The sequence below is a fragment of the Streptomyces longwoodensis genome, from assembly GCF_001514125.1.
Lineage (GTDB): Bacteria > Actinomycetota > Actinomycetes > Streptomycetales > Streptomycetaceae > Streptomyces > Streptomyces longwoodensis.
The window spans coordinates 184,451-205,511 of the sequence record NZ_KQ948551.1 but is presented as its reverse complement, the minus strand read 5'-3'; the positions used below and the strand labels follow the sequence as shown (position 1 = coordinate 205,511).

The 21,061-nt window shown below is 75.0% G+C and carries 20 protein-coding genes and 1 other RNA gene; 10 read left to right on the top strand and 11 right to left on the bottom strand.

The genetic code is table 11. The features are described 5' to 3' along the window. Window positions 1-24 precede the first annotated feature (24 nt). Window positions 25-1,026: a small ribosomal subunit Rsm22 family protein gene (locus AQJ30_RS09960; protein WP_067231437.1), complete on the top strand. Its 1,002-nt coding sequence runs from the start codon at window positions 25-27 to the stop codon at window positions 1,024-1,026. Window positions 1,027-1,145: 119 nt separating this feature from the next. Here the strand turns inward: AQJ30_RS09960 and AQJ30_RS09955 are convergent, their stop codons facing one another. Then, complete coding sequence (locus AQJ30_RS09955) at window positions 1,146-2,801, bottom strand: alkaline phosphatase D family protein (protein ID WP_245726879.1); 1,656 nt, start codon at window positions 2,799-2,801, stop codon at window positions 1,146-1,148. Window positions 2,802-2,933: 132 nt separating this feature from the next. Between AQJ30_RS09955 and AQJ30_RS09950 the strand changes: the two genes are divergently transcribed. From AQJ30_RS09950 to AQJ30_RS09940, 3 genes are all read left to right on the top strand, one after another. Beyond that, on the top strand, window positions 2,934-3,704 hold the full coding sequence (locus AQJ30_RS09950) for an SDR family oxidoreductase (protein ID WP_067231432.1): 771 nt from the start codon (window positions 2,934-2,936) through the stop codon (window positions 3,702-3,704). 470 nt (window positions 3,705-4,174) lie between these two features. Continuing rightward, window positions 4,175-4,720 carry a DoxX family protein gene (locus tag AQJ30_RS09945; protein ID WP_067231429.1) on the top strand — a complete coding sequence of 182 codons (546 nt, stop codon included), beginning with the start codon at window positions 4,175-4,177 and terminating at the stop codon, window positions 4,718-4,720. Between the two features lie 28 nt (window positions 4,721-4,748). Continuing rightward, a complete protein-coding gene (locus tag AQJ30_RS09940; RefSeq protein WP_067231426.1) occupies window positions 4,749-5,087 on the top strand; it encodes a MazG-like family protein in 339 nt (112 codons plus the stop codon). A gap of 3 nt (window positions 5,088-5,090) precedes the next feature. Here the strand turns inward: AQJ30_RS09940 and AQJ30_RS09935 are convergent, their stop codons facing one another. The 4 genes from AQJ30_RS09935 to AQJ30_RS09920 all read right to left on the bottom strand — a co-directional run bounded on the left by AQJ30_RS09935 (window position 5,091) and on the right by AQJ30_RS09920 (window position 8,854). Then, window positions 5,091-6,140, bottom strand: a complete 1,050-nt coding sequence (locus tag AQJ30_RS09935; RefSeq protein ID WP_067231423.1) for a beta family protein — start codon at window positions 6,138-6,140, stop codon at window positions 5,091-5,093. A gap of 123 nt (window positions 6,141-6,263) precedes the next feature. Next, an RNA gene (gene rnpB / locus AQJ30_RS09930) (RNase P RNA component class A) lies at window positions 6,264-6,666 on the bottom strand. Window positions 6,667-6,712: 46 nt separating this feature from the next. Further along, window positions 6,713-7,291, bottom strand: a complete 579-nt coding sequence (locus tag AQJ30_RS09925) for a Uma2 family endonuclease (RefSeq protein ID WP_067231420.1) — start codon at window positions 7,289-7,291, stop codon at window positions 6,713-6,715. 126 nt (window positions 7,292-7,417) lie between these two features. Beyond that, window positions 7,418-8,854 carry an RNB domain-containing ribonuclease gene (locus AQJ30_RS09920; protein WP_067232611.1) on the bottom strand — a complete coding sequence of 479 codons (1,437 nt, stop codon included), beginning with the start codon at window positions 8,852-8,854 and terminating at the stop codon, window positions 7,418-7,420. 142 nt (window positions 8,855-8,996) lie between these two features. Here AQJ30_RS09920 and yaaA point away from each other — a divergent pair, with 142 nt between their 5' ends. Together yaaA and eda are read left to right on the top strand one after the other, a co-directional pair. After that, window positions 8,997-9,779: a peroxide stress protein YaaA gene (gene yaaA / locus AQJ30_RS09915; protein ID WP_067231417.1), complete on the top strand. Its 783-nt coding sequence runs from the start codon at window positions 8,997-8,999 to the stop codon at window positions 9,777-9,779. Between the two features lie 109 nt (window positions 9,780-9,888). After that, window positions 9,889-10,653, top strand: coding sequence for a bifunctional 4-hydroxy-2-oxoglutarate aldolase/2-dehydro-3-deoxy-phosphogluconate aldolase (gene eda, locus AQJ30_RS09910; RefSeq protein ID WP_079083957.1), 765 nt, complete (start codon window positions 9,889-9,891; stop codon window positions 10,651-10,653). Here the strand turns inward: eda and AQJ30_RS09905 are convergent. From AQJ30_RS09905 to AQJ30_RS09895, 3 genes are read right to left on the bottom strand one after another with little or no spacing between them, the layout of a single operon-like run. Next, complete coding sequence (locus tag AQJ30_RS09905; protein WP_067231414.1) at window positions 10,625-11,887, bottom strand: bifunctional RNase H/acid phosphatase; 1,263 nt, start codon at window positions 11,885-11,887, stop codon at window positions 10,625-10,627. The genes eda and AQJ30_RS09905 overlap by 29 nt on opposite strands. A gap of 11 nt (window positions 11,888-11,898) precedes the next feature. After that, window positions 11,899-12,642 (bottom strand): CT398-like coiled coil hairpin domain-containing protein, encoded by a 744-nt coding sequence (locus tag AQJ30_RS09900; RefSeq protein ID WP_079083956.1) that lies wholly within the window; start codon window positions 12,640-12,642, stop codon window positions 11,899-11,901. Then, entirely contained in the window at window positions 12,639-13,496 is an 858-nt protein-coding gene (locus AQJ30_RS09895; protein ID WP_067231408.1) for a Nif3-like dinuclear metal center hexameric protein, read from the bottom strand. The genes AQJ30_RS09900 and AQJ30_RS09895 overlap by 4 nt, the downstream gene beginning before the upstream one ends. A gap of 208 nt (window positions 13,497-13,704) precedes the next feature. Here AQJ30_RS09895 and AQJ30_RS09890 point away from each other — a divergent pair, with 208 nt between their 5' ends. Both AQJ30_RS09890 and AQJ30_RS09885 read left to right on the top strand, forming a co-directional pair. Next, window positions 13,705-14,988, top strand: a complete 1,284-nt coding sequence (locus AQJ30_RS09890; protein ID WP_067231406.1) for a hypothetical protein — start codon at window positions 13,705-13,707, stop codon at window positions 14,986-14,988. A 96-nt stretch (window positions 14,989-15,084) separates the two neighbouring features. After that, on the top strand, window positions 15,085-15,276 hold the full coding sequence (locus AQJ30_RS09885) for a hypothetical protein (protein WP_067231403.1): 192 nt from the start codon (window positions 15,085-15,087) through the stop codon (window positions 15,274-15,276). Between the two features lie 226 nt (window positions 15,277-15,502). Here the strand turns inward: AQJ30_RS09885 and AQJ30_RS09880 are convergent, their stop codons facing one another. Continuing rightward, window positions 15,503-16,363 carry a MaoC/PaaZ C-terminal domain-containing protein gene (locus tag AQJ30_RS09880; RefSeq protein ID WP_067231401.1) on the bottom strand — a complete coding sequence of 287 codons (861 nt, stop codon included), beginning with the start codon at window positions 16,361-16,363 and terminating at the stop codon, window positions 15,503-15,505. Between the two features lie 168 nt (window positions 16,364-16,531). Between AQJ30_RS09880 and AQJ30_RS09875 the strand changes: the two genes are divergently transcribed. After that, window positions 16,532-17,830, top strand: a complete 1,299-nt coding sequence (locus tag AQJ30_RS09875) for a sensor histidine kinase (RefSeq protein WP_067231398.1) — start codon at window positions 16,532-16,534, stop codon at window positions 17,828-17,830. A 5-nt stretch (window positions 17,831-17,835) separates the two neighbouring features. Further along, window positions 17,836-18,468: a response regulator transcription factor gene (locus AQJ30_RS09870; RefSeq protein WP_067231396.1), complete on the top strand. Its 633-nt coding sequence runs from the start codon at window positions 17,836-17,838 to the stop codon at window positions 18,466-18,468. Window positions 18,469-18,520: 52 nt separating this feature from the next. Here the strand turns inward: AQJ30_RS09870 and AQJ30_RS09865 are convergent, their stop codons facing one another. Continuing rightward, on the bottom strand, window positions 18,521-19,189 hold the full coding sequence (locus tag AQJ30_RS09865) for a class I SAM-dependent methyltransferase (protein WP_067231393.1): 669 nt from the start codon (window positions 19,187-19,189) through the stop codon (window positions 18,521-18,523). A 94-nt stretch (window positions 19,190-19,283) separates the two neighbouring features. Then, entirely contained in the window at window positions 19,284-21,047 is a 1,764-nt protein-coding gene (locus AQJ30_RS09860) for an MFS transporter (protein ID WP_067231390.1), read from the bottom strand. Window positions 21,048-21,061 lie beyond the last annotated feature (14 nt).

The window sequence follows — 21,061 nt, the reverse complement described above, 5'->3', positions numbered from 1 at the left end:
ACGGGCGACGCCTAGAATCGGCGGGTGAACGACCTGCCCTCGGACGACGACCTCCGTACCGCGCTCGACCGCCTGCTCGACGGGCTCCCGCCGTCCCAGGCGGCGCGGGCGGTCGACCGGCTCATCGCGACCTACCGAGGGGCCACCCCGACCCACGCCCCCATCCTGCGCGACCGCGCCGACGTGGCCGCGTACGCCGCGTACCGCATGCCGGCCACGTTCGAGGCGGTGCGCACGGCCCTCGGCGCCCTCGCCGCGGCCGCCCCCGGCTGGGCCCCGGCGGGCCACCTCGACGTCGGCGGCGGGACCGGCGCCGCCACCTGGGCGGCGACCGCGACCTGGGCCGGCTCCCGCCCGGTGACGGTCCTGGACTGGTCCGAGCCGGCGCTGGAGCTGGGCCGGGAGATCGCCGCCGCCAACCCGGCGCTGGCCGGGGCCCGCTGGGAACGCGCCCGCATCGGCGCCGCGCTCACCCTGCCGCCCACGGACCTGGTGACCGTCTCCTACGTCCTCAACGAGCTGTCCCCCGCCGACCGCACCGCGCTGCTGGCCGCCGTGGCCTCCGCCGCCGGGGCCGCGGTGATCGTCGAGCCGGGCACCCCGGACGGCTATGCGCGCGTGCTGGAGGCCCGCGACCGGCTGCTCGCGGCCGGCTTCCGGGTCGCCGCGCCCTGCCCGCACGACGCGGCCTGCCCGATCGCCCCCGGCACGGACTGGTGCCACTTCTCGGCGCGGGTCAGCAGGTCCTCGCTGCACCGCCGGGTCAAGGGCGGCTCCCTGCCGTACGAGGACGAGAAGTTCGCCTACGTCGCGGCCGCCCGCTTCCCCGTCGCCCCGGTCCCCGCGCGGGTGGTCCGGCGGCCGCAGATCCGCAAGGGGCAGGTGCTCCTCGACCTGTGCGAGGCCGAGGAGCGGCTGCGGCGGGCGACGGTGACCAAGCGGCACGGGGACCTGTACAAGGCGGCCCGGGACGCCGACTGGGGCGACGGCTGGCCGCCCGCCGGGGACGGCGCGCCGGACGCCTGACGGGACGCCTGACGGGACGCCTGACCGGTGCCGGTGCCGGCCCCGGTGGGCCGGAGGGCCGGGGGGGCCGGGGGGCCGGGGGGGCCGGGGGGCCGGGGGGGCCGGGGGGGCCGGGGGCGTCACGCCGGGGTGAGCCCCTGCCGGCCGACCTCGGTGACGAACGACGCGGCCGTGCTGATCGCCGCGCCCGGCCGGGTCACGTACGGCACGGTCCTGAAGTCGGCGCGGGCCCGCGACAGGCCCAGCTGGACGGTCGCGTAGCCGCGGCGGCCGTCGTAGAACTTCAGGTGCGGGTTGGCGCTCATGTACGTGTTCCAGTTCCCCGGGCGCTGGGAGCCGTCCTTGCCGCTGGTGATCGAGGTGGCGACGATCTCGGTGCCGAGGGTACGCGAGGACGGCTCGTCGAAGTCGTCCTTGAGGTCGAAGGCGTAGCCGACGTGCACGTCGCCGCTGAGCACCATCAGGTTGTCCAGGCCGGCCGCCTTGACGCCGTCGAGGATGCGGCGGCGGGAGGCCGGGTAGCCGTCCCAGGCGTCCATGGAGACCTTGGCGACGGGGTTCAGGTCGAGTTTGCGCTGGGCGAAGGTGACCTGCTGCGGGACGACGTTCCACACCGCGCGCGAGGAGCGCCAGCCGTCGAGCAGCCAGCGTTCCTGGGTGGCGCCGGTCATCGTGCGGGCCGGGTCGGTGGACTCGGGCCCGGGGGTGTGGGCCACGTCGCCGTAGGCCTGGTCCGAGCGGTACTGGCGGGTGTCCAGGACGTCGAACTGGGCGAGCTGTCCCCAGTGCAGCCTGCGGTACAGCTGGAGGTCGGGGCCGACGGACTGCTGGGCGGTGCGCAGCGGCTGGTTCTCCCAGTAGGCCCGGTAGGCGGCGGCGCGGCGCAGCAGGAACTCCTCCGGCGGGACGGCGTTCTCGGGGATCGACCCGGCGTAGTTGTTCTCGGTCTCGTGGTCGTCGAAGGCCACGACGAAGGGGTGCGCGGCGTGCGCGGCGCGCAGGTCCGGGTCGGACTTGTAGAGGGCGTAGCGCAGCCGGTAGTCCTCCAGCGAGGCGGCCTCGCGGTCGTACAGCGACGGCACGGTGCGGTCGGTGTAGTTCCGGGCGCCGCCGACCGCGTCGACCGCGTACTCGTAGATGTAGTCGCCGAGGTGGAACACGAAGGCGACGTCGTCCTCGGCGAGGTGGCGGTAGGCGGTGAAGTAGCCGTCCTGGTACGCCTGGCAGGCGGTGAGGGCGAAGCGCACCGAGGGGACGACGGCGCCCTGCTCGGGTGCGGTGCGGGTGCGGCCGGTCTCGCTGAGCCAGGTGCCGGCGCGGAAGCGGTAGTAGTGCACGCGGTCGGGGTCGAGGCCGGCGACCTCGACGTGCACGCTGTGGTGGAACTCGGGGTGGGCGGTGGCGGTGCCCCGGCTGACCACGGTGGCGAACGCCGGGTCGCGGGCCACCTCCCAGTCGACGTCGATCCGCTCGGCGGGCAGCCCCCCGTCGGGCTGGTACGGCGCCGGGGCGAGCCGGGTCCACAGCACGACCGAGCCGGGCTGGGGGTCGCCGGAGGCGACGCCGAGGGTGAAGGGGTCGGAGTCGATGCGCGCCGCGTTCATCTCCGCGGCGGCGGCCACACCGGTGCGCGGCAGGTCCACGGCGAAGGCGAGGGCCATGGCGGCGGCACCGGTGGTCAGGAAGCGGCGCCGGCCGATCCGGCGGGCCGCGGCACGGAACGTGGCCGGGTGCGGGGCGGGCTCGCGCCGCGGCGGCATTGCTGCGATTGTCATTCTTTCCTCCCCGGACAGTTCAGGGAGGAGCCCCGGCGGCGGCCGGGGACGACACGCGCCGTCCCCGTCGCGGCAACCCGGATGGCGGACGGATCTGTCCCGAATGGCGGACCTCGCCTACGCTGCCGCCCCATGGACGCCACGGGTACTGAGGACAAGAGCACGATCGCGGTGGTCACCGGCGCCGGTTCCGGCATCGGCCGCGCGGTGGCCACGGAGCTGCTGCGGGCGGGCTGGTCGGTGGCGCTGGCCGGCCGCCGCACCGAGCCCCTGGAGGAGACGGCGGCGCTGGTGCCGGACGCGGACCGTCTCGTCGTACGGACGGACGTCTCGCGGCCCGAGGAGGTGGCCGCGCTGTTCGCGGCCGTGCGGGAGCGGTGGGGGCGGCTGGACCTGCTGTTCAACAACGCGGGCACGTTCGGGCCCGGCGGAGTGCCGGTGGAGGAGCTGGCGTACGACGCGTGGCGGCACGTGGTGGACACCAACCTCAACGGGGCGTTCCTGTGCGCGCAGGCGGCGTACCTGCAGATGAAGGAGCAGCGGCCGCAGGGCGGGCGGATCATCAACAACGGCTCGGTCTCCGCGCACGCCCCGCGCCCGCACTCGGCGGCCTACACGGCGACCAAGCACGCACTGACCGGCCTGACCAAGTCCCTCTCGCTGGACGGGCGGCCGTACCGCATCGCGGTCGGGCAGATCGACATCGGCAACGCGGCCACCGACATGACGGCCCGGATGAGCGCCGGCGTGCTCCAGGCCAACGGGGAGGTCGTGGCGGAGCCGGTGATGGACGTGGCCGATGTGGCGCGCACGGTACGGCACATGGCGGAGCTGCCGCTGGAGGCGAACGTGCAGTTCGCGACGGTGCTGGCGACGACGATGCCGTACGTGGGCCGCGGTTGACGGGCGTGGCGGGGACAACTCGGCGCGTCACGCCGCCCCACGGCTCGTCAACTCCTCAACCTGCACAAGTGGAATTTCTCCGTCCGGCCCATTGCGGCCGATGACGGACTTATGCTCAACTCTCCTGCACGGGAACTTCACAGTTGGAACACGAAGCTTCCGCAGACCTTGTGCCGACCTGGTGGTTCCACACGCCATATCCAGGGGGGAGGCAGCCGCTCCGGGCCGGGTGGGGGTGGACCTCGCGGAGAGTCGCGGGGGAAGCACCGGCCACGGGGCGGCTGCCATGGCGTTGACCGAGGGCCACGGATGCCGAGGCCATGCCGAGGCCGGAACGGCCCGTGCGGTACCCGCCCTTGGTGCGGGCGCGGGTGGCCACCCGTCACCCGAACGGCGGTGTGGGCGGGGCGGGGGGACGGTGGGGGTGCGACGGTGGACGCATCCGGGACGCACCGCGCAGAGGAGTCACCGTGACCTTGTACAACCGACGTGATCTGGGCCTGCTGCTGCTCCGGGTGGGCACGGGCGGGGTGCTGGTGGCGCACGGGGCGCAGAAGCTGTTCGGCTGGTTCGGGGGGCACGGCCTGGAGGGCACGGGCCAGTTCATGGAGTCGGTGGGCTACCGCCCGGGCAGGGCGAGCGCGACGGCGGCGGGCCTGGCGGAGACCGGCGGCGGCGCGCTGCTGGCCCTGGGCCTGGCGACCCCGGCGGCGGGCGCGGCGGCGGCCGGGGCGATGGCGGGGGCGGCGGCGGTGCACGTACCCAACGGTTTCTTCGCCCAGGAGGGCGGCTACGAGTACGCGGCGAGCCTGGGCCTGGCGGCGGCCGGCCTGGCGGTGACGGGCCCGGGCCGCCTCTCCCTGGACCACGCCCTGCACCACGTGGCCGACCGCGGCTGGATGGTCCCGGCGGCGCTGGGCGTGACGGCGGCGGTGACGACGGCGGTGGTGGGGATGCGGGGGCGGCGGGTGCGGCGGGAGCGGGAGGGGGAGCAGGAGGTGTTGTTCGGGGAGTGAGGCGCCCTGCCCATGGCAGGCTGCCCGCATGACCGAACAACAGCAACCCCCTTCCCCTGCACCCGACTTGTGGACGACCGTGGACGCCCTGTGGAGGTGGCTGGAGCAGAACCAGCCGGTGGGCGGCCGCGAGGGCCTGCTGCTGCGCGTGCTGAAGCTGTCGGAGGAGGTCGGCGAGGTCGCGGAGGCGGTGATCGGAGCGACGGGACAGAACCCGCGCAAGGGCCGGAGCCACACGTGGGACGACGTACAGGCGGAACTGTGCGACGTGGTGATCACGGCACTGGTGGCCCTGCGCACGCTGACGCCGGAGCCGCGGGGGGTGTTGGAGGGGCATGTGGGGAGGGTGGCGGGGCGGTCGTTGTGAGGCTCAGACGGCGCGGCCCTGGAGGCAGCGGACCACGTAGGTCATGTGCTGCACGTTGCCGACCTGGTTCCAGGTGCCGGCGTTGCCGGTGCCCTGGGAGCCGGTGGCGTGGGCGCACCGCTGGTACCAGAGTTCACCCGAACTGGCGGGCCCGCCGCGGAACTCCGGGGCCTCGGTGATCCAGCGGGCGGCCTCCCGGGTGACCCCGGTCTCGCCCCGCTTCTCGGCCCAGAACCTGGCGAGGAGGAAGGAGCGGTCCGTCGTGTACCGGAGCAGTCCGAAGCGCGACCGCTCGCCTCCGCCGGCCGCCCTGCCGAGGTGGCGGGCGGGCAGTGTCCCGTAGTCGCCGTACCGCACGGCCTTCGCGTACGACCGTCCGCTCAGGCGGACCTCGTGCCAGGTCTCCCAGTCCGTGCGGTCGGCCTCGCCCCGGTCCCGGTCGAGAAGCCTGTCGACCTGGTCGGGGAAGGCACCGGACAGCACGGCGACCGTGCGCCAAGGGGTCAGGGGCACCAGCGCGTCGAGCGCACGCAGGGCTTCCTTGCCCGCGTCGGGACGATCCGGCAGCACCGTCTGGAGGTCGAGGAGCAGGTCCACCGGTACCTCGGGGCCCACGCGGGAGAGCAACGCAGCGGTGTTCTCCCCACGTTCCTCACTCCAGCCATGAGGGAGCCGTACGCGTATCCCGAGGCCGTTGCCCCCTTCTTGGGCACTGTCCGCGGCCGCGGCCTGGTGGGCGGCGGGGAGGTCCGGGGCGGTGACCGGTCGCAGCGCCGTGTGGGACCAGTAGAACGGGAGGAGGGTCGCGCAGGGGTCCTCATCGAGGTCGGCGTACGGGGCGTCGAGCCATCCCGGGGTGTACTTCTGGACGGCAGCGACCCGCCCGATCTCCTTCCGCACCGCCTGCTGAAGTTCATCGGCGTCCCCGGCCGTCATGACCGGCAATGTCCACAGGGGAGCCGTCCGGTCACGGGTCCACGGCGCGAGGTCCTTGAACGCGGCCACGGCGTGGGGCCGCACGGGTAAGACAGGGATGTACGACGCTCCGGACATGGTGGCCCCTCCCCCAGTGCCCCGCGGTGCTCCAGGGCCAGGGTGAGGTGCCGCGATGCACACCGAAAGGGCGCGATCCGGACATCGGGTGGGGTGCGTCGGTGCGCGTCCCGGGGGATGAGGCAGACGAGCAGGGCTGTACGCCGGGTTCTGTTCCGGCGGGTCCTCGCGGGCCCGTCGGCGACGGCCATCCATCTAGGGCCGGCGTTGCCGCCGGCCTCGTGCGGTCTACCCGGGGGCTCGGGCGGGCAGCCCTCGAACGTCCCCGCAGGAGCGCCGGGGCGCTCCCTCTTGACCTTGCTCCGGGTGGGGTTTACCTAGCTGCCCAGGTCACCCTGGGCACTGGTGGTCTCTTACACCACCGTTTCACCCTTACCGAGGACCGAGGTCCCCGGCGGTCTGCTTTCTGTGGCACTGTCCCGCGGGTCACCCCGGGTGGCCGTTAGCCACCACCCTGCCCTGTGGAGCCCGGACGTTCCTCGGGGAGCCCCTTGCGGGAACTCCACGCGGCCGTCCGCCCGGCTCGTCTGCCGTGCCGACCATGCTACCGGGCCGCGGACCCGCCTTCGGCCTCAGAGGAGGTCGGAGGTGTCCAGGTCGAAGGCGAAGGGCTGCGGCAGGGCGATCTGCTTGCCCAGGGGGCGGGTGCAGTGTTCCCTGTAATCGTCCTTCCCCGGGTCGCTGAAGAGCGTGATCGAGGACGCCTCTCGGTCGACCAGCAGGTACAGCGGGATGCCGCCGCGGGCGTAGCAGCGGCGTTTGGCCTCGCGGTCGGCCTGCGGCTTGGTGGAGGTCACCTCCAGGACCATCGCGACGCCCTCACAGGGCATCCAGGGCTCGGCGCCCCGGTAGAGCCGCAGGTGCCGGGGTGCGAACGTGCCGTCCGGGATCACGTGGTTCTTGGGCCAGCCGCCCCCGCTCGCCAGCTTCAGTCCCTTGTTCCCGGAGAACTGCATGTCGGTTCGCGACAGCCGGTACACCTGGCTGACGATCACCTCGATGTAGTCCTCGTGATCCCCGTCCGGCGGCGGTGTCACTACGATCTCCCCCTCGATCAGCTCCGCCCGGAAACCCTCCGGGGTGTCCAGGGCGAGGAAGCCGTCCAGCAGGACGTCTTCCTGCGTGAGCGGCTCGTGGGCCACGGCAGTCATGTCACGCCCCTCCTTCTGTCGCCCGCCAGACTGGGACATCGGCTGATCACCTGTCCGTGAGATCGAGGACCTGTCCCTCGATCGTGGCACAGGCGTTCCGTCAGCGCCGTCGTCAGCGGCGAAGAATCACGCCGGGACGAAGCGGAGCGTCGGGCCCGTCGGGTCCGCCTCCGTCAGGCGGACCGTCAGGGGGGTGCCCAGGGGCAGGGGGGTCGGGGAGTCGACCCGGCCTATGACTGCGGGGGCGGTCAGGTGGACCGTGCCCGTCGTGGGGTGGTCGTCGGAGACGTCGATCACCGTGGCCGGGAACGTCTCGCCCACGTGGGGCTCCAGGACCGTCGCCTCCAGGAGGTCCAGGCAGGCTCGTTCCAGGGTGTTCGACCTGCGGGTCCCCTCCGTCATCTCCGCGGGGAGGCGGTCCAGGGCCGACAGGACCCACTCCGGTGCGGGGGCGGCCGCCGTCGCCGCCAGGCAGAGTTCCGTCGTGTAGCGGTCGGCCAGGCGGCGCAGCGGGGCCGTGCAGTGGGCGTACGGGGCCGCGACCGCCGCGTGGGTCGTCAGGGCGGGCAGGGCGCCGTCGCGGAACACCGTGTAGCCGGCGCCGCGCAGCAGGGTCGTGCACTCCTGGAGGAACGCCGCGTGGCGCGGGGTGTCCGGGTCCAGGGTGCGGATCAGGTCCGCGTACGACACGTGGTGCGGCCAGTCGATCTCCAGCGCCTGCGCCACGCGCCGCAGGCGGGACACCGCGCCGTCGGGTGCCGTGGGCAGGGTGCGCAGGACGCCCGTGCCGTGGGCCAGCGTCAGGTCGGCGGCCGCCATGCCGGTCAGGAGGGAGAGCTGGGCGTTCCAGCCCTCGGCCGGGAGCGGGGCGCGGTACGTCAGTTCGTAGGTGTGGTCGTGCTGGACTATTTCCTGTTCGGGGACGTTCAGGGAGATGCCGCCGCGTTCCGCTTCCAGGGCTTCGCGCAGCCTTCCGATCGTGCGCAGGAGCGCCAGCGGTTCCTCGGCCGTGCCCGTGTCGATCGCCTTCTGCACGCCCTCGTAGTCCAGCTTGGCCCGGCTGCGGATCAGCGCCCGGCGTACGTCGGCGGCGACCGTACGGCCCTCCGCGTCCAGGTCCAGCGTCCACAGCGCGGCCGGGCGCACCTGGTCCGGGAGCAGGCTCGCGGCGCCCTCGCCGAGCACGGGCGGGTGGAGCGGGACCTTGCCGTCCGGGAAGTACAGGGTGGTGACCCTGCGGTGGGCCTCCGCGTCCAGCGCCGAGCCCGGGGTGACGAAGGCGGCCACGTCGGCGATGGCGTAGTGGACGCGGTAGCCGCTGCCGCGGCGGGACAGGTGCAGCGCCTGGTCCAGGTCCGTGGACGTGGGCGGGTCGACCGTGACGAAGGGGATGTCGGTGGCGTCGGCGTGCCGGAGGGCGGGGGCGCGGGCCGCGCGCTCCGCCTCCGCCAGGACCTCCGGCGGGAAGGCCTCGGGGACGGAGAGCTTGGCGCGCAGCGCGGCGAGGGCGGTCCTGAGGGGCGCCTCGGGGGCGCCGGTCACGCGGAGGGGGCGGCGGGGCATGGTGCCGAGCGTACGGGGGGAGGCGGTCACGGGGCACGCCGTACGCTGATGTCCCGGCCGTCACACCGCCACAACAGCGCCGACGCCGGCAAAGCAACAGCAACAGCAACAGGTTCAGCAACAGCCGCTAGGAGATACCCCCGTGCTCGTCCTGCTCCCACCCTCCGAAGGCAAGGCCGCCTCCGGCCGTGGCGCCCCGCTGAAGCCGGAGTCGCTGTCGCTGCCGGGGCTGACCGGGGCGCGGCTGGCCGTGCTGGAGGAACTGGTCGAGCTGTGCTCCGGCGACGAGGAGAAGGCGCGCGAGGTGCTCGGGCTCAGCGAGGGGCTGCGCGGGGAGGTGGGCAAGAACGCCGGGCTGCGCACCGCGGGCGCGCGGCCGGCCGGGCAGATCTACACCGGCGTGCTGTACGACGCCCTCGACCTGGCCTCGCTGGACGCCGCCGCCAAGCGCCGGGCCGCTTCCTGGCTGCTGGTGTTCTCCGGGTTGTGGGGCGCGGTCCGGGTGACGGACCGCATCCCGTCGTACCGCTGCTCGATGGGAGTACGGCTGCCCGGGCTGGGGGCGCTGGGCGCGCACTGGCGGGCGCCGATGGCGGCCGTGCTGCCCGAGGCGGCCGGGGACGGGCTGGTGCTGGACCTGCGGTCGGCGGCGTACGCCGCCGCGTGGAAGCCGAAGGGCGAGGTGGCCGGGCGCACGGCGACCGTGCGGGTGCTGCACGCGCCGACGCGGAAGGTGGTCAGCCACTTCAACAAGGCGACCAAGGGGCGGATCGTGCGGAGCCTGCTGACCGCCGGGGCCGCGCCGGCGCACCCCGCCGAGCTGGTGGAGGCGCTGCGGGACCTCGGGTACGTGGTGGAGGCGCAGGCGCCCGCCAAGGCGGGGGCGGCCTGGGCCCTCGACGTGCTTGTGGACGAGGTTCATTAGACGCCGACCACTCAGGCCCCGGCCATCCCGCCCCGCCTGTTGCAACATGCCCATTGCAGCATGCGCAATGGGCTTTGCGCAGAGTGCACGCGGTGGGCAGGATGAGCCCATGGCCGACTCCTCCCTGCCCTCCCCTGCCTCCACGCCCTCCCCCACCGCCCAGCCGTCCGGCGGTGCCGTGTCCGTGCTGGACCTCGCGCCCGTGCTGCCCGTCGTCGTGGTGGACGACGCCGAGGACGCCGTACCGCTGGCGCGGGCGCTGGTGGCCGGGGGGCTGCCGGCGATCGAGGTGACGCTGCGGACGGCCGCCGCGCCGGAGGCGATCCGGGCGATCGGCGCGGCCGTGCCGGGGGCCGTGGTGGGCGCCGGGACGGTGCTCGGGCCGGAGCACGTGGACGTCGCCGTGGACGCGGGGGCCCGGTTCCTCGTGAGTCCCGGGTGGACGGACGCGCTGCTGTCGGCGATGCGGGCGTCGGGGCTGCCGTGCCTGCCCGGGGTGTCCACCGCGTCGGAGGTGGTGGCATTGCTGGAGCGCGGGGTGCGGGAGATGAAGTTCTTCCCGGCGCAGGCGGCGGGCGGTACGGCCTACCTGCGGTCGCTGTACGGCCCGTTGCCCCAGGTCCGGTTCTGCCCGACCGGGGGGATCGGGCCCGCGAACGCGCCGGAGTACCTGGCGCTGCCGAACGTCGGGTGCGTGGGCGGGAGTTGGATGGTGCCCGGGGACGCGGTGGCGGCGCGCGACTGGGGGCGGGTCGAGCGGCTGGCGCGGGAGGCGGCGGCGCTCGGGGACACCGTCCCCTCCAGCACCGCCCCGTCCAGCACCGCCACAGCGGTCGCCCCCGCCGTCACGCCCTCAGGTGGGACGTGTCGTTGAGCAGGCGGACGCTGGCGTTGCCGTCGGCGTAGTACGCGATCGCCGAGACGGACGCCGCCGAGAGTTCCATGCGGAACAGGGACTCCGGCGGGGCACCGAGGGCGAGCCGCACGAACGTCTTGATCGGCGTGACGTGCGTGACGAGCAGCACCGTGCGCCCGGCGTGGGCGGCCGTCAGCTTGTCGCGCACTGCGGCGACGCGTACGGCGGTCTCGGCGAAGCTCTCGCCCCCGCCGGTGGGCCGGGCCCCGGTGTCGGCGAGCCAGGCGTTCAGGTCGTCGGGGTGGCGCTCGCGCACCTCGGCGAAGGTCAGGCCCTCCCAGGCGCCGAAGTCGGTCTCGCGCAGGCCGTCCTCGACCGTGACCTCCAGACCGAGGTGGGCGGCGACGATGCCGGCGGTCTCGCGGGTGCGGGCGAGGGGCGAGGACACGATGTGCTGGATCGTCCCGCGCCGGGCCAGGGCCGCACCGGCCCGCTCGGCCTGTTCGCGCCCTGCGGCGGAGAGGGACGGGTCGGTGCCTCCGCTGCCCGAGAAGCGCTTCTGCGGGGTCAGCGGGGTCTCCCCGTGGCGGAGCAGGACGAAGGTGGCGGGGGCACCGAGGTCGGGCGCCGACCAGCCGGAGGTGGGAGCGGCCACGCTCCGCGCGGCCCTCACATCGGCCGCGGCGGCCTTGGCCGTCCCGGCCGTGACGTCGACAGGGGCCTCCGCTGTCCCGGCCTCGACGTCGGCCCCGATACCGACCCCAGTACCGGCACCGGCACCGACCCCGGTACCGGCAGCACCGCCGCCCACCGACTCCCGCCGCACCGAATACCCCGTCTCCCCCGACACCCCGGCGTCCATCGCCTCGTTGGCCAACCGGTCCGCCGCCTTGTTCCGTTCGCGCGGGATCCACTCGTACGTGACGCGGCCGGGCGGGAACACCCGGGCCGCCTCCGCCGCGAGGGGCTTCATGTCGGGGTGCTTGATCTTCCAGCGGCCCGACATCTGCTCGACGACGAGCTTGGAGTCCATGCGGACGTGCACCGTGGCGGCCGGGTCCAGGTCGTGCGCCGCGCGCAGCCCGGCGAGCAGGCCCCGGTACTCGGCGACGTTGTTCGTGACGACGCCGAGGTACTCGGCGCGCTCCACGAGCGTCTCCCCCGTCGCCGCGTCGGTCACCACGGCGCCGAAGCCCGCGGGCCCCGGGTTGCCCCGCGACCCGCCGTCGGCCTCGACGATGAACTCCCTCACCGCGCGGGCCCCTAGAGGCCGGACTCGGCCGTACGGACCAGGATGCGGCGGCAGTTCTCGCACCGCACGACCGTGTCCGGGGCCGCCGAGCGGATCTCGCTCAGCTCGGTGATGGCCAGCTCCTGACGGCAGCCCTGGCAGGTGCGCGCGTACAGCTTGGCCGCGCCGATGCCGCCCTGCTGCTCGCGCAGCTTGTCGTACAGCTTGAGCAGGTCCGCGGGCACCGAGCCGGCGATGACCTCGCGCTCCTTGGACACCGTGGCGACCTCGCCGTCGATCTCCTCGAACGCGGCGTCGCGGCGCGCGGTGGCGTCGTCGATCCGGCCCTGCACGGAGCCGACCCGCTCGGTCAGTTCCGCGACCCGCTCCTGCGCGGCCTCGCGGCGCTCCATGACCTCCAGGACGACGTCCTCGAGGTCGCCCTGCCGCTTGGCGAGGGAGACGATCTCGCGCTGGAGGTTCTCCAGGTCCTTGGGGGAGGTGACGGCGCCGGAGTCCAGGCGCTGCTGGTCGCGGACGGCGCGCTGGCGCACCTGGTCCACGTCCTGCTCGGCCTTGGTCTGCTCGCGGGCGCAGTCGCTCTCCTCGGTCTGCGCGGCCACGAGCAGGTCGCGCAGCTGGGTGAGGTCGCGGGTCAGCGACTCGATCTCGGCGTGCTCGGGCAGGGACCTGCGCCGGTGCGCGAGCTGCTGGAGGCGGACGTCGAGGTCCTGGACGTCGAGGAGACGGATCTGGTCGGCGGGCGCGGCGTTCAGTTGGGGGCTCCCATGGGGCTAGCGGTCGGGCTGGACGCCGCGTGGGCGGTCCAGGGGTCGGTGACCGTGGCGGACACGTGGACCCGCAGGTCCCAGCCCTTCCGGTCGGAGATCTCGTCGAGCTGGGCGGCGGCCAGCTCGCACCAGGGCCACTCGGTGGCCCAGTGCGCCGCGTCGAGCAGCGCGAGGGGGCTGTGGTGCACGGCCTCGGACGCCGGGTGGTGGCGGAGGTCCGCGGTGAGGAAGGCGTCGACGCCGGCGGCGCGCACCTGGTCGAAGAGGCTGTCGCCGGAGCCGCCGCTGACGGCGACCGTGCGCACGACGGCGTCGGGGTCGCCGGCGACGCGGATGCCCTGCGCGGTGGCGGGCAGCCGTTCGGCGGCGCGTGCGGCGAACTCCCGCAGCGGCAGCGGGTGGTCGAGCTCGCAGATCCGGCCGAGGCCGCGCCGGCCGGCGGGGTCGGTGGGGTCGGGCACGAGGGGCCGTACGACGCGCAGGTCCAGGGCGCCGGCGAGGGCGTCGGAGACGCCCGGGTCGGCGGTGTCGGCGTTGGTGTGGGCGACGTGCAGGGCGATGTCGTTCTTGATCAGGGTGTGCACGACGTGGCCCTTGAAGGTGGACGCGGCGACGGTCGTGGTGCCGCGCAGGTAGAGCGGGTGGTGGGTGACCAGGAGGTCCGCGCCCAGCTCCACCGCCTCGTCGACGATCGCCCGGACCGGGTCCACGGCGAACAGCACGCGGGTGACCGGCTGCCCGGGGTCGCCCACGACGGTGCCGACCGCGTCCCAGGACTCGGCCCGCTCGGCGGGCCACAGGTTCTCCAGCGCGGCGATGACTTCAGACAGACGGGGCACGGGGGAAAGGCTACCTGCCCGTTCTGGGCCGGTGCACGGCCGTGGGCAGGGCGGCCTCCCGGCGCGAGCCACCCGCCCAGGGCAGCACACCCACACCCCTCACCTCAGCGGAATCGCTTCTGCACCACTCGTACGGGCGAAGCGGCCGTCCGCCGGTCCCACGGGCGCGCGTGCGAAAACTAGCTTCGTCGCCGGAGGTGACCGAACCATGACGGCCTGTGCGATCGAACCGACGACGGAGGACGGCGAGCGGGACCCGGAGGAGGGCGGGCGGCACACCGGGGAGGGCGAGCGGGGCGCCGAGGAGGACCCGGACCGTACGGCCGCCGCGCCCCTGGTGATCACGGCGGACGGCGCCTACGCGGCCCGGCTCGCCCGCCGCGGCGACTGCTGGTTCCCGGAGCGCTGGACCCTGGACGGCCCCGAGCCGTACGCGGTGCCGCTGCCGGGCCACCAGCCCGAGGAGCCCGGCACCCAGGTGCAGCCGATGGCCGACGGGCAGGTGCTCGTCCACCGCAGGGCGGCCGGGCGGCACACCTTCACCCTGCTGTACCCGACCGGCCCGGGCACCGGCGAGCACCCGCTGGGCGCGATCGACCACCGGGACGCCGGTACCGACGCGGGCACGGACCCGGGCGGTGACGCCGGGCTGCGGCTGCTCCCCCCGGCCCCGTGCGGCACGCGCGCGTACGCCCTCCTCGTCGGCCGGCGCTCCACCGCCCTGTGGCTGGTGGCGGGCGGGGCGTTCGGTCCGGAGCGCGTCGCGGAGGTCCCCGGCCGCTGTTCCGGCGGGGTCTGGCTGGACCGGGCGGGCCGGATGCTGGCCCTGGACCGGGAGACCGGGGGCCGCACCAAGGCGGTCGTGGTGGACCTGGGGCGCGGCGGCGAGGTCTCCCCGCTGCTGCAGATCACCGCCGACAGCGACGACCGGCTGCTGCTCGCCGACCCCGACAGCGGTCTGCTGCTGATCGGCTCGGACGCGCCGTCGCCGGGCGAGCCGCGCCTCGGCTGGGGGGTTCTCGGCAGCACGCTCCCGGTCCGCTTCCCCGAGTCGCTGCGGCTGCCGGGCGGCGCGCTGACGCCGTTCGCGATCCAGCCGGGCCAGGTGCTGCTCCCGGAGAGCTGCGCGGTGGCGTTGCGCGTCGACGGCCCGTGCGGCTCCTGGGTCGGGATGTGGCGCCCGGCGGACCGGCGGCTGCGGCAGCGCGCGGCGCCGGAGGGGTGGCTGCCCGGCGCGGGGCTGTGGACGGCGGACGGCGAGCTGCGGCTGCCGTACGCCACCCCGGCCGTGCCGTGCGGTGTCGCGCGCGTGCCCGCGCCGGATCCCGTGCCGAGGCCGGGCCCGGAGTCCCGCTCGGGGCTCGCCTCCCCCGGGTGCCCCGGGCCCGCCGACGACCGCATCCATGGGGCGTCCGGCGCCCCCGCCGAGCCCTGCGCGCCCCGCCCCGTTCCCCTGCAACAGGCGCCCCTGGCGCGGCTTGTAACGAACTAGTCCCGGTCGGCGTGGCCGCCTGGATCCGGCCCGTGGTCGGCCGGATACACTCGCCCGGCTGTAAAGAAGATCATGTTGACGGGGTGAACTCATCCGATGAGCGACGCAAGCACCACGCAGGGGCTGTCCGCCGGGGTCCAGGAGGCCACGGGGCACGGCAGGCACCGGGGTCCGGTGTCCCACCACGACGGGGACGCGGCACCGCGGGGCCGGCACCGCAAGCCGGCCCAGCAGGGCCAGCAGGCGAACTCGGCGCAGTCCGGCCAGCCGGTCCCGCAGGGGGTCTAGGGGGTGTCTTGTCGATCAGGCCGGATCAGGGAGCGGCGTCTGGTGCCGTGCATCGCAAGGCGGAGGAGGGCGGCGATGCGGAGCATCGCCAACCGACGACAACGCGGCGAGGCGCGGTGCCAGGCGCCGCGAGCCCGGCCTGATCGGCGAGACACCCCCTAGGGCCCGGAGCGGGAGAGCAGGAGAGGGAGGGGGTGGTCCGTCACGGGCCGCCCCCTCCGGCGTGTCAGGTCGCGTCGACCGTTCCGTCCAGCACCGCCGCGTCGTCGCGGTCCGCCGCGGTCACGGTCACCCGGACGCCGTCGCCGGTGGGCCGCCGCCACATCCGGATCCGCAGGGTCTCCCCCGGGTACACCACCCCGGCGAACCGCGTGTCGTACGACCGCACCCTGCGCACGTCCCCGTCGAGCAGCGTGTCCACGACCGCCTTGAGGGTGACGCCGTAGGTGCACAGGCCGTGCAGGACGGGCCGGGCGAAGCCGGCGCGTCCTGCGAACTCCGGGTCGGCGTGCAGGGGGTTGAGGTCGCCGGACAGGCGGTAGAGCAGCGCCTGGTCCTCGCGCAGGCGGCGTTCGACGACCAGGTCCGGCTCCCCGGCGGGCGGTTGCGGCCGGGTGGAGGGCCCCCGGTCGCCGCCCCAGCCGCCCTCGCCGCGGACGAAGACGTGCGCGTCGCCGGTCCACAGGGGCCCCGCGGCGTCGGCGGCGTCGGTGCGCATGACGAGGACCGCGGCGGTGCCCTTGTCGTACACGGCGACGATGCGGCCGGTGGTGGTGGCGGTGCCCTCGGCCGGGAGCGGGCGGTGCAGGGTGAGGGTCTGGCCGCCGTGCAGGACGCGCGCGAGGTCCACGTCGACGCCGGGCCGGGACAGGGCGCCGGTCACCGCGGGCTTCCCGCCGCCCGCGACGGTGGCGAAACTGGGCAGGACGTGGAGCCGGGACTCCAGGGTGTAGCGCAGTTCCCGGGGGTCGGTGGCGGGGACGCCCGCGCCGATGCCGAGGTGGTAGAGCAGGACGTCCTGGCGCGTCCAGGAGATCCGCGTCGTCCGGGGCGCGGCGGCGAGTGCGGTGGCGGCGTCGAGGGGCATGGGGCCGGCTCCTGGTGGTCGCGGGGCGTTCCCCGACGCTATGCCAGGCGGGGCGGCACCCGGGACATTCGTCCTGCCGAGGTCCGTACGGACGCCTCTGCCGGGCGGGGCGCCGGGTGCGTAGCGTCGTGACCGTCGGGAGTGACCGTACGACGGGGGAGGCGGCGGATGTCCGTGACGGGCAGGGTGCGGTGCTGGTACCAGGGCCGGGGCGAGCGGGCCCGGTACCGCGAGCAGGTCCGCGCGGGGCGGCGGGCGGGCGAGGAGCAGGACGACGTCGGGCCGGCGCCGTCCGGCTTCACCCTGCTGCCGTGGCTGCTGATGGGGATGGGGTCCTTCTCCAACCTCTTCCAGGGCGAGACGCCCAACCCGTGGGTCGGGGGCCTGGGACTGCTGACCTTCAACTCGCTCTACATCTACGTGGTGTTCCGGGCGTTCGACCCCCGGGCGCGCACGGCGGCCTCCACCCGGGGCGCGCTGGTGCTGATGGGCGCGGTGACCTGCGGCCTGGCGCTCGGCTACGGCGGCAACTGGCTGAACTTCTTCCCGCTGCTGGGGCTCGCCGTCGGCACCGTGGCGCGCGGGCGGTGGCTGGGCCGGGCCGGCGTGGCGCTGGCCCTGCTGGGCGGCGCCACCGCGGTGGTGCGGGAGGACTGGAAGGACGCGATCGGCGTCGCCTACGGCACGCTGCTGTCGACGCTGGTGACGGCGGCGATCCTGTCCCTGTCCCAGGCGGTACGGGAGTTGCGCGCCGCCCGTGAGGAACTGGCCCGCCGCGCGGTGGAGGAGGAGCGGCTGCGGTTCTCCCGCGACCTGCACGACCTGCTGGGGCACACGCTGTCCGTGGTGGTCGTGAAGGCGGAGGCGGCGCGGCGGCTGGCGCCGCGGGACCTGGACGCGGCGCTGGCGCAGGTCACCGACATCGAGGCGGTGGGGAGGCAGGCGCTGACCGAGATCCGTGAGGCCGTCACCGGCTACCGCGAGGGCAGCCTGCCGGCCGAGCTGGACCGGGCCCGCTCGGCACTGCGGGCGGCGGACGTGGAGCCGGTGCTCTCGCAGTCCGGTCCGCCGCTCGCCCCGCAGACGGCGGCCCTGCTGGGCTGGGTGGTGCGCGAGGCGGTCACCAACGTCGTACGGCACAGCGGGGCCCGGCGCTGCGAGATCGTGGTGGCGGGCGACGGGGACCGGGTCCGGCTGACGGTGACGGACGACGGCCGGGGCGGCGGGGGGTGCGCCGACGGCGGCGGCCCGTGCGGGACCGGGCTGACGGGGCTGCGGGAGCGGCTCGCGGCGGCCGGGGGTTCCCTGACGGCGGGTCCGGGCACGCACGGCGGGTTCACGGTGACGGCGGAACTCCCGGCGGACGGACCGGCCACGGCCCCCCACGACCCGTCCCGCACGGACTCCGGTGGACTCCCCCCCGCGGCGGCTCCCGTCGGCCCGTCGGGGCCTACGCTCTCCCCGTGAACGACATGCCCCGGGACCACCGTCCCGCCCGGTCCATCCGGGTCCTGCTGGCCGAGGACCAGGGGATGATGCGCGGGGCGCTGGCCCTGCTGCTGGGGATGGAGCCGGACATCGAGGTGGTGGCGCAGGTGGGCGCCGGCGACGCGATCGTGGACGCGGCGCTGGTGCACCGCCCGGACGTCGCGCTGCTGGACATCGAGCTGCCCGGCCGCAGCGGTCTGGACGCGGCGGCCGACCTGCGCGAACAGGCGCCGGGCTGCCGGGTGTTGATCCTCACCACGTTCGGCCGGCCGGGCTACCTGCGCCGTGCCATGGACGCGGGGGCCGCCGGTTTCCTGGTGAAGGACGGACCGGTGGAGGAGCTGGCCGGGGCGATCCGCCGGGTGCTGACCGGGGAGACGGTGGTCGACCCGGCGCTCGCGGCGGCGGCGCTGAGCGCGGGCCCCAATCCGCTCACCGCGCGCGAGCGGGACGTGCTGGAGGCGGCCGCGGACGGGGCGACGGTCGCCGACGTCGCGGCCCGGCTGCACCTGTCGGAGTCCACGGTCCGCAACCACCTCTCCGCGGCCATCGGCAAGACCGGCACCCGCAACCGCATGGAAGCCCTCCGAGAGGCCCGCCACCAGGGCTGGCTCTGACCCGGCGGGTGACCTGCCGTCCCGGCCGGCCGGCCGGGACGGACGCCCCGCGTCAGATCCCGGCGCCGGTCCGCCGCAGGACCCGCAGGGACCCCGTGCACGCGATCTCCGTGAAGGCGCCCGAGGCGAGGGCGCGGAGGTGGATGCGGTACGGGGCCTGGCCGGTGAACTCGTCCTGCGGGTCGGGGAAGACGTCGTGGATGACGAGGAGGCCGCCCTCGGCGACGTGCGGGGCCCAGCCCTCGTAGTCGGCGGTGGCGTGTTCGTCGGTGTGGCCGCCGTCGACGAAGACCAGGGCGAGGGGGGTGTTCCACAGCGCGGCGATCCGCGGTGAGCGGCCGACCAGGGCGACCACGTGGTCCTCCAGGCCCGCGCGGTGCAGGGTGCGCCGGAACAGCGGGAGGGTGTCCATCACGCCGAGTTCCGGGTCGACGGTGTCCGGGTCGTGGTAGTCCCAGCCGGGCTGCTGCTCCTCGCTGCCGCGGTGGTGGTCGACGGTGAGGGCGCTCACGCCGGTCCGCCGGGCGGCGTCGGCGAGCAGCACCGTGGAGCGCCCGCAGTAGGTGCCGATCTCCAGCAGCGGCAGCCCGAGCCCGCCCGCCTCGACGGCGGCCGCGTACAGCGCCAGCCCCTCGTCCACGGGCATGAACCCCTTGGCCGCCTCGAACGCGGCGAGGACCTCCGGGGAGGGGCTGAGGGAGGGCGCGGGTGCGGCGGTCATGAGGGGGCCTTTCGGTCGTGCGGCGCAGGGCCGTGCCCATGCTGCCGCACCCCCGGCCGAGGGTTCGACCGGGGGTGCGGGACGGGATCAAGTGCTACGCGCCGACCGTCTCCCCCGGGCGGGACAGCGGCAGGGACAGGTCCAGCTCGACCGCCTGCTCCTGGCCGGGGTGCGTCACCGAGGAGGCCAGCGGTGCGTGGCCGAGGGCCTTGGCGGCGAGGACGTAGGCGCCCTCGGCGGGCACGGCGAGCGTGTACGAGCCGTCCTCGCCGGAGAGGGTCGCGCCGGCCTGGCGGCCCCGCCGGTCGATGAGGGTGACCTTGGCGCGGGCGACCGGGCTGCCGTCGGCGGCGAGCACCCGGCCGCGGAAGCCGTGCGGCGCCTCCTCGGCCCCGGTGGCGCGGGCGGCGTTGGCGAGGTTCGCCTCCTCCTCGCTGGTCGCCCGCAGTCGGGGCGCCCGGTCCGGCCTGGGCAGGAACAGCGCGAGGACGAGGCCGACGGCGACCGCGGCCGTGGCGATGAGGAAGGACACCCGGAAGCCGTGCATGGTGGGTATCGCCACGCCCCCGACGGTGTGCGCGGTGTTGGCGAGCACCATGCCGATGACGGCGCTGGACACCGAGGTGCCGATGGACCGCATCAGGGTGTTGAGGCCGTTGGCCGCGCCGGTCTCGGAGGCGGGGACGGCGCCGACGATCAGGGCGGGCAGCGAGGAGTAGGCCAGGCCGATGCCCGCGCCGAGGACGACGGAGATGACGAGGCTCTGCCAGGCGGCGCTCATCAGGCCGAGGCCGGCGCCGTAGCCGACGGCGATGACCATGAGGCCGATGATGAGGGTGACCTTGGGGCCGTAGCGGGCCGACAGGCGGGCGTAGACGGGCGCGGTGAGCATCATCGTCAGGCCGAGCGGGGCGACCAGCAGGCCGGCGGTGACCATCGACTGCCCGAGGCCGTACCCGGTGGCCTTGGGCAGCTGGAGGAGCTGCGGCAGGACCAGGGAGACGACGTAGAAGGAGACGCCGACCATGATCGAGGCGAGGTTGGTGAAGAGGACGGCCGGGCGGGCGGTGGTGCGCAGGTCGACGAGCGGCGCCTTCACCTTCAGCTCCATCACGCCCCACAGCAGCAGGACGAGGGCCGCGGCGCCGAACAGGCCGAGCGTGGTGGCGGAGGTCCAGCCCCAGTCGCTGCCCTTGGTGATCGGCAGCAGGAACAGCACCAGACCGGCGGACAGGCCGAGCGCGCCCGGCAGGTCGAAGGAGCCGGGGGCGCGGGTGGTGGACTCGGGGACGACGAAGAGGGTCAGCGCGATGGCGACCGCGCCGAGGCCGGCGGCGCCGTAGAAGAGGGCGTGCCAGTCGGCGTGCTGGGCGACGAGCGCGGCGAGCGGCAGGGCGAGGCCGCCGCCGACGCCGATGGAGGAACTCATCAGGGCCATCGCGGAGCCGAGCCGCTCACGCGGCAGCATGTCGCGCATCAGGCCGATGCCGAGCGGGATGGCGCCCATGGCGAAGCCCTGCAGGGTACGGCCGACGATCATGGTGAGCAGGTCGCTGGTGAGGGCGCTGACCAGGGCGCCGGCCACCATCACCGCGAGGCTGGCGATGAGCATGCGCCGCTTGCCGTACAGGTCGCCGAGGCGTCCCATGATCGGCGTGGCGACGGCGCCCGACAGCAGCGTGGAGGTCAGGACCCAGGTGGCGTCGCTGGGCGCGCTGTGCAGCAGCTGCGGCAGGTCCTTGATGACGGGGACCAGCAGGGTCTGCATCACCGCGACCACGATGCCCGCGAAGGCGAGCACCGGGACCACGGCGCCGCTCGCCGCGCGGGTCGGCCGGTCGGTCGTCGTCTGCGTCATGGGTGGGGGCCTCC

Bases quoted from the DNA above. Each gene is read 5' to 3' on its own strand.
- AQJ30_RS09955 (WP_245726879.1), bottom strand. From the start codon at position 2,801: ATGACAATCGCAGCAATGCCGCCGCGGCGCGAGCCCGCCCCGCACCCG.
- AQJ30_RS09950 (WP_067231432.1), top strand. From the start codon at position 2,934: ATGGACGCCACGGGTACTGAGGACAAGAGCACGATCGCGGTGGTCACC.
- AQJ30_RS09940 (WP_067231426.1), top strand. From the start codon at position 4,749: ATGACCGAACAACAGCAACCCCCTTCCCCTGCACCCGACTTGTGGACG.
- AQJ30_RS09935 (WP_067231423.1), bottom strand. From the start codon at position 6,140: ATGTCCGGAGCGTCGTACATCCCTGTCTTACCCGTGCGGCCCCACGCC.
- AQJ30_RS09925 (WP_067231420.1), bottom strand. From the start codon at position 7,291: ATGACTGCCGTGGCCCACGAGCCGCTCACGCAGGAAGACGTCCTGCTG.
- AQJ30_RS09920 (WP_067232611.1), bottom strand. From the start codon at position 8,854: ATGCCCCGCCGCCCCCTCCGCGTGACCGGCGCCCCCGAGGCGCCCCTC.
- eda (WP_079083957.1), top strand. From the start codon at position 9,889: ATGGCCGACTCCTCCCTGCCCTCCCCTGCCTCCACGCCCTCCCCCACC.
- AQJ30_RS09890 (WP_067231406.1), top strand. From the start codon at position 13,705: ATGACGGCCTGTGCGATCGAACCGACGACGGAGGACGGCGAGCGGGAC.
- AQJ30_RS09885 (WP_067231403.1), top strand. From the start codon at position 15,085: ATGAGCGACGCAAGCACCACGCAGGGGCTGTCCGCCGGGGTCCAGGAG.
- AQJ30_RS09880 (WP_067231401.1), bottom strand. From the start codon at position 16,363: ATGCCCCTCGACGCCGCCACCGCACTCGCCGCCGCGCCCCGGACGACG.
- AQJ30_RS09875 (WP_067231398.1), top strand. From the start codon at position 16,532: ATGTCCGTGACGGGCAGGGTGCGGTGCTGGTACCAGGGCCGGGGCGAG.
- AQJ30_RS09870 (WP_067231396.1), top strand. From the start codon at position 17,836: ATGCCCCGGGACCACCGTCCCGCCCGGTCCATCCGGGTCCTGCTGGCC.
- AQJ30_RS09865 (WP_067231393.1), bottom strand. From the start codon at position 19,189: ATGACCGCCGCACCCGCGCCCTCCCTCAGCCCCTCCCCGGAGGTCCTC.
- AQJ30_RS09860 (WP_067231390.1), bottom strand. From the start codon at position 21,047: ATGACGCAGACGACGACCGACCGGCCGACCCGCGCGGCGAGCGGCGCC.